This is a genomic window from Capnocytophaga sp. oral taxon 380 str. F0488 (genome assembly GCF_000318255.2).
Taxonomy (GTDB): domain Bacteria; phylum Bacteroidota; class Bacteroidia; order Flavobacteriales; family Flavobacteriaceae; genus Capnocytophaga; species Capnocytophaga ochracea.
This window is the reverse complement of sequence record NZ_KB291228.1, coordinates 24,914-35,808: the sequence shown is the minus strand read 5'-3', so window position 1 is coordinate 35,808 and position 10,895 is coordinate 24,914. Positions and strand designations below refer to the sequence as shown.

Annotated in this window: 9 protein-coding genes and 1 tRNA gene; 4 read left to right on the top strand and 6 right to left on the bottom strand. The window is 40.6% G+C overall.

The window, feature by feature from the left end; translation table 11 throughout:
* Positions 1-124: 124 nt before the first annotated feature.
* From HMPREF9078_RS09355 to HMPREF9078_RS09340, 4 genes are all read left to right on the top strand, one after another.
* On the top strand, positions 125-2,851 hold the full coding sequence (locus HMPREF9078_RS09355; RefSeq protein WP_009420448.1) for a calcium-translocating P-type ATPase, PMCA-type: 2,727 nt from the start codon (positions 125-127) through the stop codon (positions 2,849-2,851).
* Between the two features lie 401 nt (positions 2,852-3,252).
* Complete coding sequence (gene sppA / locus HMPREF9078_RS09350) at positions 3,253-5,025, top strand: signal peptide peptidase SppA (protein ID WP_009420446.1); 1,773 nt, start codon at positions 3,253-3,255, stop codon at positions 5,023-5,025.
* A 94-nt stretch (positions 5,026-5,119) separates the two neighbouring features.
* Complete coding sequence (locus tag HMPREF9078_RS09345) at positions 5,120-5,317, top strand: hypothetical protein (protein ID WP_009410562.1); 198 nt, start codon at positions 5,120-5,122, stop codon at positions 5,315-5,317.
* A gap of 60 nt (positions 5,318-5,377) precedes the next feature.
* Positions 5,378-6,181, top strand: coding sequence for an RNA methyltransferase (locus HMPREF9078_RS09340; protein WP_009420445.1), 804 nt, complete (start codon positions 5,378-5,380; stop codon positions 6,179-6,181).
* A gap of 58 nt (positions 6,182-6,239) precedes the next feature.
* Here HMPREF9078_RS09340 and HMPREF9078_RS09335 read toward each other — a convergent pair whose 3' ends face one another.
* The 6 genes from HMPREF9078_RS09335 to HMPREF9078_RS09310 all read right to left on the bottom strand — a co-directional run bounded on the left by HMPREF9078_RS09335 (position 6,240) and on the right by HMPREF9078_RS09310 (position 10,608).
* Positions 6,240-6,944, bottom strand: coding sequence for a phosphoadenylyl-sulfate reductase (locus tag HMPREF9078_RS09335; protein WP_009420444.1), 705 nt, complete (start codon positions 6,942-6,944; stop codon positions 6,240-6,242).
* A gap of 4 nt (positions 6,945-6,948) precedes the next feature.
* The gene (locus HMPREF9078_RS09330; RefSeq protein WP_009420443.1) at positions 6,949-7,752 is read right to left on the bottom strand and encodes a DUF3298 and DUF4163 domain-containing protein; all 804 of its coding nucleotides are present in this window, start codon (positions 7,750-7,752) and stop codon (positions 6,949-6,951) included.
* 75 nt (positions 7,753-7,827) lie between these two features.
* Positions 7,828-8,478 carry a metal-dependent transcriptional regulator gene (locus tag HMPREF9078_RS09325; protein WP_009420442.1) on the bottom strand — a complete coding sequence of 217 codons (651 nt, stop codon included), beginning with the start codon at positions 8,476-8,478 and terminating at the stop codon, positions 7,828-7,830.
* Between the two features lie 57 nt (positions 8,479-8,535).
* A complete protein-coding gene (locus tag HMPREF9078_RS09320) occupies positions 8,536-9,063 on the bottom strand; it encodes an acyl-CoA thioesterase (RefSeq protein WP_002675152.1) in 528 nt (175 codons plus the stop codon).
* A gap of 4 nt (positions 9,064-9,067) precedes the next feature.
* The gene (locus HMPREF9078_RS09315; RefSeq protein WP_009420441.1) at positions 9,068-10,438 is read right to left on the bottom strand and encodes an SPOR domain-containing protein; all 1,371 of its coding nucleotides are present in this window, start codon (positions 10,436-10,438) and stop codon (positions 9,068-9,070) included.
* Between the two features lie 98 nt (positions 10,439-10,536).
* Positions 10,537-10,608, bottom strand: a tRNA-Arg gene (locus HMPREF9078_RS09310).
* Between the last annotated feature and the right edge of the window lie 287 nt (positions 10,609-10,895).

The following is a 10,895-nucleotide window of genomic DNA, read 5'->3' as shown; positions in this document are numbered from 1 at the left end:
TTCCTCATTTCCCCATTTCCTCATTTCCTCATTTCCAAATTTCCTAATTTCCTCATTCTCTCATTTTATAATTTTCTAATTCGCTAATTATAGCTATCTTTGCATTTTAATTACTCAAAAAACTATGGCAGAAAAACACCATTACAAAGGTCTTACCGATGCGCAAGTCCTTGAAAGTCGCCAAAAATACGGCGAAAACTCCCTCTCATCAGTAGAAGGCGAACCGCTTTGGAAACAATTCTTAGAAAAGTTCACCGACCCCATTATCATCATTCTTCTCGTTGCCCTCGTCTTCTCTTTTGGAGTATCTACTTATGAGTATATGGTGCATAATGAAGGTTTCGATGCTTTCTTAGAGCCCATAGGGATTCTTTTTGCTGTACTCTTGGCTACAGGTGTCGCTTTCTATTTTGAACATAAAGCCAATAAACAATTCGAAATTCTCAATCAGGTAAACGACGAGATTTACTATAAAGTCATTCGCAACGAACACATTACACAAGTGCTCAAAAAGGATATTGTAGTAGGCGATATAGTGATTTTGGAAACCGGTGAAGAAGTACCCGCCGATGGCGAGCTCCTCGAAGCCGTATCAATGCATATCAACGAGTCTACCCTTACCGGAGAACCTTTGGTACACAAAACCACCAATCCAGCCGATTTTGAGGCAGAAGCTACTTACCCTTCTAACTACGTTTGTCGCGGTACTTCGGTATCCGATGGTCACGGTATTTTTGAAGTGAAAAAGGTCGGCGATGCTACCGAATACGGCAAAGTGTTCGAAGGGGTTCAGATAGACAACACAGTGAAAACTCCCCTCAACGAACAGTTGGATAAACTCGCAGGAATGATTACCAAAATCAGTTACGTCATTGCAATTTTGGTGATTGTAGGTCGCCTTATCCTATATTTTACACTTCCTGCTCATAACATAAACCAAATCGATTGGATTGATTTTGGTCACTATCTTCTCAATACAGCGATGATTGCTATTACTGTGGTGGTAGTTGCGGTACCCGAAGGCTTACCGATGAGTGTTACCCTCAGTTTGGCTTATAGTATGCGCAGTATGATGGCTACCAATAACCTCGTGCGCAAGATGCACGCTTGTGAGACGATGGGCGCTACTACCGTGATTTGTACCGATAAAACGGGTACGCTCACCCAAAACCAAATGACTATCTACGAAACTTATTTCAATCGTTTTACAGATGAACAATTAGGTGAAAAACTCATCGCCGAATCGATGGCGGTGAACTCTACGGCTTACCTCGATTTTACTGATAAAGAAAAACCAAACGTGCTGGGGAATCCTACCGAAGGAGCACTCCTATTGTGGCTCTACGGCAAAGGAACCAACTACTTGCCCATACGCGAAGGGAGTGAAGTGCTTAACCAACTCACTTTTTCTACCGAACGCAAGTATATGGCTACTTTGGTGCAATCACCTGCGTTGGGCAAATCGGTATTGTACCTAAAAGGAGCTCCCGAAATCGTAATGACTTTTTGCTATGAAGGTGGTAAATTCCTTTCCGATATTCCTCAAGCCGATTTCGAGGCAAAACTATTACAATACCAAAACCAAGCGATGCGTACTATCGGTTTTGCATATAAAGTAATCGACGACCCGAATACGGTAATATCCGAAAATGGTAAGTTAGTGATAAATAGCTTAAATTTTATAGGTATTACTGCTATTTCTGACCCCGTACGCCCTGATGTACCTGCTTCTATTGAAGAGTGTTTGCACGCAGGCATTCAGGTGAAGATTGTAACCGGTGATACACCAGGCACCGCTCGCGAAATCGCCCGCCAAATACATTTGTGGGACGATACTTGCACCGAGCGCAACCAAATCACCGGCGTAGAATTTGCCGCAATGAGCGATACCGAACTCTTAGACCGCATTACCGACCTACGTGTGATTTCACGCGCACGTCCGCTCGACAAAGCACGCCTCGTGAACCTATTGCAACAAAAAGGCGAAGTTGTAGCCGTAACCGGTGATGGTACCAACGATGCACCAGCCCTCAAAGCTGCCCAAGTAGGTCTTTCAATGGGCGACGGAACCTCAGTAGCCAAAGAAGCTTCCGATATCACTATCTTGGACAACTCGTTCAGTAGTATCGGTAAAGCCGTAATGTGGGGGCGTTCACTCTATTTAAACATTCAGCGTTTTATCCTCTTCCAGATGACTATCAATGTGGCAGCGTGTATCATCGTGCTCATTGGGGCATTCTTAGGGGTAGAGTCACCGCTTACCGTAACCCAAATGCTCTGGGTGAACCTCATTATGGATACCTTTGCGGCATTAGCGTTAGCGTCCTTACCACCGAGCAACCGCGTAATGAACGATAAACCTCGTGCGCGTGGTGCTAATATCATTACAAAACCAATGACGAAAGGCATTTTTGGTGTAGGAGGATTCTTTGTAGTGTTACTTTTTGGTTTCATTCAGTACTTTAAAAATGAGGAAATCACCAGTCTCACTCAATTCTCAATTACTGATTATTTCAGTCATTTCTTTCACTTCGGAACACCCAAAAACGGACTATCGGCTTATGAACTTTCTTTGTTCTTCTCGATATTCGTGTTCTTGCAATTCTGGAATATGTTCAATGCCAAAGCTTATCGTACTGGCAAGAGTACTTTTTATAATATAGGCAAGAGCCAAGGTTTTATACTTATCGCTACGGTGATTGTCATCGGTCAAGTGTTTATCACTACTTTTGGTGGACAGATGTTCAATGTAACCCCACTCAAACTCACTGATTGGACAATCATCATTGGCGCTACCAGCCTCGTACTCTGGACAGGAGAAATTCTCAGAGCCATAAAAACAGAAAAGTAATAGTTACATACTTAGCCGAATTTTCAAACTTTGGCTAAGTTGATTACCCTGATAATCAAAATCCTTTAGTTACATTGTAAGGGCGATTTGCCAATCGCCCTTACAAAACAAAACTTTCCAGATAAGCTCTTTTTTTGTATTAAAACTTTGCTGATTTGCTAATTTTCTCCTATCTTTGCCCCAGTATTAATTTAAATAAAGGTGTAGAAAACGGAATTAAATGTACTTTACTTTCAGTATTTTTGGGGAGATTATTGCTAATGGTATCAAAGATTTTAAAAGAATATTTTATGTTAAAAGTAAAGAAAATGACGTTGAAAATAAACTAATTTCCGTAGACAGTATATGGTATGATAGTGATAACATTTCACCCAAAAAATAATCATTAAAACATCAACAATATGACTTTTTTTAAAACTCTCTTAGCCACTATCCTCGGATTCTTTATCTCTATGGGGATATGTTTTATTCTTTTCCTCATCTTCATTTCTGTGATGATAAGCTCAGTGGTAGGTGGTGCCAAAGGTGAAGAAGTGAGTGTGAAGGACAACTCTGTACTCGAACTCTCTTTTGAAGAACCATTAGTAGACTACGGCGAGCGCATAACCTTTAAGGATTTCGACTATACCTCTGAATCCTATAACGGACTTAATGCAACTCTCAAAGCTATTGAGAACGCCAAAACCGACAAGCGTATCAAAGGTATTTACCTCAAAAGTACGGGTAACATCGGCGGATTAGCTTTCGCTCAAGAACTTCGCAAGGCTTTGCAGGATTTCAAGACTTCTGGCAAATTCGTTTTAGCTTATAGCGATGAAATTTCCCAACTCGATTACTATCTCCAAACCGTAGCCGATAAGGTGTATATTAGTCAGCTCGGAAGTGTTGCGCTCCGAGGTCTCTCTTCTGAAGTCCTTTTCTTCAAAGGTCTCCAAGAAAAAAGCGGTGTACAAATGGAAGTGATTCGCCACGGTAAATACAAAAGCGCTGTAGAACCTTTCTTAGACAATAAGATGAGTGATAACAACCGCAAGCAACTCACCGAATTACTCTCTGCTATGTGGAACGTCATCGTTACCGATATCGCTAAAAGTCGTAATATTCCCGTAGAAAAACTCAATGAAATAGCTACCAATGTAGGCGGACGTACTGCCCAGTTAGCTAAAAACAACGGACTCATAGACGGCATTCTTTTCCGTGATGAATTCGAGCAAATCATCTGTGATAAAACCGGTAGTAAAAGTATCGATAAGGTTGATTTTATCAATATTGAAGACTATGCCGAAGCCGTAGTAGGTAAAGCAGCGGGCAAGCACTCCAAAAATAAAATAGCCGTTATCTATGCCGATGGTGAGATTATGCAAGGCGAAGGACGTGCCGAAATCGTAGGTAATGAAACCATTATCCGTGCTTTGCGCAAAGCCTCTGATAATAAAGATATAAAAGCTATTGTGCTTCGTATCAATTCCCCTGGTGGCGATGCCTTAGCCTCTGAATTGATGCACCGAGAAATCGAAGTTACTAAAAAGAAGAAAAAGGTATATGTCTCTATGGGCAACTATGCCGCTTCTGGAGGCTATTATATTGCTTGCAATGCTAACCGCATTTTTGCAGAAGCAGGTACTATCACCGGTTCTATTGGGGTGTTTGGGGTAATTCCCAATGTAAATGCCTTAGCTACCAACTGGGGTATAAATGCCGAAACTGTAAGCACTCACCCTAACGCTCAGTTCTATAGTGTATTCCAAAAACCTACTGAACAATTCAAAAAAGAAATGACCGAATCTATCGAGCAAGTGTATACTGTATTTTTAGACCGTGTAGCCAAAGGGCGTGGTAAAACAGTTGCTCAAATAGACTCCATTGCACAAGGAAGAGTATGGAGCGGTAAAGAAGCTCTTGCTAATGGTTTGGTAGATGAAATCGGCTCGCTGAATGATGCTATCGCCTACGCTGCTAAAGACAACGGACTTAAAGAATATCGCACCGTTTCTTACCCCACTTTCGAAATGGACTTTAAAGCAATGTTCCGTCGTTTTGGAGCGAATCTGAGAGGCGAGAACTTGCGCAATGAGATGGGTGTAGAAGCTTATGAAGTCTATCAGCAGGTGAAACATATCGCTCAGCAACGTGGAGTGCAAGCCCATTTAGAATACGATGTGAAACTGAAATAGTTATAAAAATTAACACAATATTAACACCTAAAAACTTGCTTAGTTCATTTTAAAGAAGTACATTTGTACAGTGAAATTCTAAATAGATGAAGTTATGAAACGAGCTATGTTTGAATATACCACAATGATTTTATCGAAAGTGAGTTTCGACCCTAACCTATTTTGTAAGGAACTAAAAAAAGCTATTGATAGGTTATTACCTTATGAAATAGAAGAATTGAAAGTTTGGTTAGATGACTACACCAAAAATAAGCCCGAACTGATGCAGTGTATGGTGCTTATGGATAAATGATAACAAAAGCTGCCTACGAGAGTAGGCAGCTTTTTCTTACTTCTTATCTCTTACCTAAAAATGAACATCACCAGTACTCAAAACCCCCTAATAAAGAAAATAGTTCTCCTCAGCGAGAAATCACGCGAGCGTAAAAAAGAAGGAATATGTGTAGTAGAAGGTGCTCGCGAGATACGCTTAGCCCTTGAAGGAGGCTACACTCTCGAAACACTGCTATATCAGCCTGAGATTTTTGCAGAAGAACACTTGCTAAAACTCCTTAGCTATACAGCTCAAGGAGTAAATCCTATCGCTATTAGCAAAGAAGTATACCAAAAGATTAGTTATCGCAGTTCTACTGAGGGGGTTATTGCCTTAATACAAACTAAAAAGCACAGCTTAAATACGTTGGCTTTCGCAACCGATTCTCCTTTGTTATTGGTAGCTGAAGCTCCTGAAAAACCAGGTAATATAGGGGCTCTTCTTCGCACTACTGATGCTGCTAATATAGACGCTGTGATTATTGCTAATCCTAAAACTGACCTCTACAACCCTAATATTATACGTTCGAGCGTGGGTTGTGTGTTTACTGTTCCTATCGCAACGGGTAGCACTACTGAAGTGATTGATTTTCTCAAAGCCAAAGGTATCAATAGCTATTGCGCTGCTCTTACTGCCTCTAAACCTTACTACGAAGTATCTTTTGAGGAAGCCAGTGCTATCGTAGTAGGTACGGAAGACCAAGGTCTTACAGAGGAATGGCTTACCCATAGCACTCAGAACATTATTATCCCGATGGAAGGTGTAATCGACTCTATGAATGTATCAGTTGCTGCTGCGGTGCTTATTTTTGAAGCGAAAAGACAAAGGGTAAATCTTAATTAATAAAATATTTATAGAGAACAAGAGCTCCACTTAGCTTGCTAAGTGGAGCTCTTTGTTATTATTTGTGTTCGTGTAGTCCGCATTCTTTTTTACTATTGCTTTCCCACCACCAACGACCTGCGCGAAAATCTTCACCCTCTTTGATAGCACGAGTACAAGGGGCACAGCCTATGCTTACAAAACCTTTGTCGTGTAGCACATTATAAGGAATGTTATGTGCCTTGATAAAGGCTTTGGTATCTTCAAACGTCCAATGGAGGATAGGATTGTATTTAAAGAGCTGGTAAGTATCGTCCCATTCGAGTATAGGGAGATCTTTACGAGCATTACTTTGGTCAGCACGTAAACCTGTTACCCATACTTTCTTGTCTTTTAGCGCTCGGCTAAGGGGTTCTACTTTGCGTATATGACAGCACTCTTTGCGCAGTTCTACTGAGCGATAAAAAGACAAAGGGCCATTTTTATGTACATATTCTTCTATATCGTGTGTTTTGGGATAATAAGGCAAAATATGTGTATTGTAGCGCTGTTCAGTGCTTTCCCAAACTGAGTAAGTTTCGTTGAACAAGCGACCGGTATCTAAAGTGAAAATACTAATAGGAATTTGGTTTGCGAGAATGAGGTGAGTAATAGCTTGGTCTTCTAACCCAAAGCTGGTTGAAAAAACTATCTCATTAGGAAATTGTTCAGCTAAAAAAGTGAGACCTTCTACTTCTGTTTTTTGTAAGAGAGCGTTATGTAATGTTGTTAATCGTTCTTTCATAGTGTTATTTATTGTCAGCAAAAGTGAGATAAGGCATAATTTCTTTTATAGGTACTTTCACTTCAAAAGGCGTATCTACATAAGGAGCTATCTCAAAAGGTTCATAGAACAAAATGAGAGCATCGGCTGCTACACCCATTTGGTTAGGAAGACGAAAGGTTCCATCTTCAAAATCAAACTTTTTATCATCTAAAGGAGTGATGGTGGCGTTTTGTTGTGCTTTCTCAAAATAACGTTTGGCTATTTGGGTTACTTTTTCTTCATCGGTAAAGAGGTTTTCATTGGTAATTACTTCACCATTATCTAACGCAAAGTGAGTGAAAACTTTGGTTTGTATAGGTTGTGCTTCACCGGTAAAAGCATAACGGTTGGACACTAAAGAAAGCATCTTACTGTTTTGCCACATAATGCTATCGGTAGCGATAAACTCGAAAGCAGGGAGCTCAGGGAAATGTTCGTGAAGCTTATAGTAATCTTTTGTAAGGCTATCTAAAGCTTTTTCTATACTGATACCTTCCACTTGTAGAGAGTCGTCGTTGGAAAGGAGAAAATTGGAGAGTTGTAGCTCTATTTCTTGATTGAAATTCTTAGCAAACTCGCTATTACCGTTGCAATATAGATAGTTTAGGCTTACAGAGAAACAGTTATCTTCGCAATTCTCATCGCTACGTTCTATAGTTTTCTCTTCAAAGCTGATTTTTTGAGTACGGGCATAGTGACGGTAAATGCAGTAACCGCAGTAACCGATTATTATAATGAATATAAGACCTAAAATAAGGCTTAGTTTTTTTATATTGTTTTTTTTCATCTTTTTAAAACCTTTGTCTGTAAAATTTCAACTTTACCAAAGTTTGCGACGCAATTAATTATTTACAATTAATCACTAACCATTGACATAGATATTTCGGCATACCATTGCTGATAGGTTGATTTGTTTGTCGTTTACCAGTAGAGTCATAGAGTCGTCGAAGGGTTCTTTGCTGAGTACTTCTATTTCGTCGCCAAGAGCTATATTCATTTTGTTGAGGTAAACGAGAAATTCCTTAGAGGTGTTCTTTACTGCTGCACATATACCTTTATCGCCTTGTTTGAGCTCGCTTAATAGGGTTTGAATAGTGGTGGTAAAAACGCCTTCTTTGTTAGGAATCGGGTCGCCGTGGGGGTCTTTTTTAGGAAAATCGAGGAAAGCATCGAGACGCTCTATAAGTTTTTCTGACTGTATATGTTCTAACTCTTCAGCTATTTCGTGCACTTCGTCCCAAGAAAAATTGAGTTTTTCGACTAAGAATACTTCCCAAAGACGATGTTTGCGAATGATAGCAATAGCTTTCTGCGTGCCTTTTTTAGTGAGTGTTACCCCTTGATATTTTACATAGTTGATGAGCCCCTTATCGGCTAACCTTTTAAGCATATCGGTTACTGATGAAGCTTTGGTGTTCATCACTTCGGCAATAGCATTGGTATTCACCTCTTCTTTCTTTTCGTTATAAAGGTGAAAGATAGCTTTCAAGTGGTTTTCTTCAGATAAGGTCATTTTGCTTTGTTTTTAAGAGAAAAACCGCCTTTTACAGCGGTTCTATTACTAAATGCATCAGCTATTTTCTAATTCAGTAAAGAGAGCTTTTAGCTCGGTAGCGTCGTGCGGACTGAGTTTACCTGCAAGCACAAGACTCAGTTGGCGACGTTGTAGGGCACCGTTGTAACGTTCTTTTTCGAGCTGGGTTTCTGGTTCTATTTCAGGTACTTTTACGGGGCGACCGTTTTCGTCTACCGCTACGAAAGAGTAAATCGCCTCGGTAGCTTTGGTACGTTCGCCATAGATATTTTCCATCCACACATCAATATATACTTCCATAGAAGTAGAGAAAGCGCGAGAGATGGCGGCTTCGACCGTTACAATGCTTCCTATGCGTATGCTGTGAGTAAAAGCCACGTGGTTTACCGATACGGTAACGGTTAAACGCCCAGAGTGACGTTGTGAGGCAATACTAGCAGCTCTATCCATACGGGCGAGGAGTTCACCCCCAAACAGAGCGTTGAGGTGATTGGTTTCGCCTGGGAGTACGAGGTCGGTGAGTATAGTACGTGAGTCAGAAGGTTTTTTCTTGAGTTTCATCATTATTTTAGGGTTGAGTTAGTATCCAGCCACCGTCGAGTTTTTTCTCTTCTTTAGAGTTTTGCACTTCTTTTTGTTGTAGTTTAGCTTCGTCCATAGAATCGAACCCGCCATAACTTACTTGGTACAAACCTCTGGCATTCATTCCTAATACGAAAGCGTTTTTATACCCTAACTTTTGGAGTTGTTTCACTCGGGTTTCTGCGTTTTTCTCGTCTTTAAAAGCCCCTGCAATCACTTGGTATTTTTTAGCTGCCATTGCCGAATTTGTACGTACAGGGGTAGAGGCTACACCTGAGGTATTGGTTTGAGCGGGCTTAGGTGTTGTAGTGGTTTGTGCAGGTTTGGGCGCAGTGCTAGTTTGCGCTGGCTTAGGCGTAGAGGTAGCTTGTACAGGCGTGTTAGCGGGCTTGGCTGTCGCTACCGTAGTGGCAGCTTGATTAGTGGACTGAGTAGGTTTTTGTTCAGGCTTTACTTGCTCAGGTTTTACTTGTTCGGGCTTTTTAGCCTTTACTTTTTCTACTTGCAAAGGAATAGCAGGAATAGTAATAGGCGGGGTGAACACGGCTGCTTCGCTGAGTTTTTGGTTAAGACGCTCTTGTACTAAGCTGTCAGTAATTGCAAACTGTTGTTCGTTATTGCCATCGTTTACTACTCTTTCACCAAAGAGCAGGTAAGCTCCATAAGCCAAAAAGGCTAATCCTACTGAGGCTACTGCTGTATATTTTACATACGGCATTATTTTAGCAGGTTTCTTTTCCTTAGCTGGCGGTGGGGTAGTACCTCTGTGGGTTTTAGGAGTATTGGTTACCACAGGAGCTGTAACTTGGCTCACAGGACTTTCAGTAGGAGTTACTACGGCATCTTCTTCTTCTGGAGGAAGGTTAGGAATGCCGGTATCGGTACTTGAATGGTCGAGTGTAGGACGGATTTGATTTTCTTCTATTTTCAAATCGGAAGCGGTTACTTCGTGAGGTACGAAAGGCGCCATACCGAAAGAATCGGTAAGGAAATTCACGTCGTCAGCGGGTTCGAAAGAGATACGACCTTCGCCGACTAACCTAAGAGTCCCGATTTTTTCGAGATTTAAGGTTTGGTCTTGTTTTAAGATGCGTTTCCACCCTTCGACAGCTAAGTTTACGTAATCTTCTACCAAGTTATATTCGATGCCTGTTTGTTCGGATATATACTTGATGAGCAAGCCGTCGTTAGAAGTGAGGCTTGCGTTGAAACTGAGCTCTCGTTTAGGAGGGTCGAACGTTTTATCTTCAGCCATTTGGGCTGATTTTCTATTAGATATAAATGCTCCAAACTTAGGGATAATCACGCATTGGTGTTTGTAGAGCAATTCTTCGATGTATACATTTAGGTCTTTCATAATTCCGATATTTTAAGTTATTAAAATGATGGATTTGCCTTTTGAAACAACAAAGGTACGATATTTTTTTATACCGACCAAGTTTTTTGATAAAAAAGTGGTCTTGCCAAGAATCGAACTTGGATCAAAAGTTTAGGAAACTTCTATTCTATCCGTTGAACTACAAGACCTGTGAGTAATTTTTTGCAAAGGTACGACTTTTTTTGAAACTACGAAAAAATGTGATGAAAGATGAGAAAATTAAGAAATTAGAAAATTAGAAAATTAGAAAATTAGCAAATGAGTAGTGATAAAAATAGTTTTTTGACAGGTCGGACGTGTCGGGCAAGAGGTTAGGCGAAATTGAAGACTTTATTGGGGAGGGTCTTTGAGAGTCGGAAGGAAACGGAAAAGTTCGGAAGAAGGTTAAGAGGGATTTTGATAAAAAAAGGGTGTAAGGAGGGTGGGGGTAGCTTAT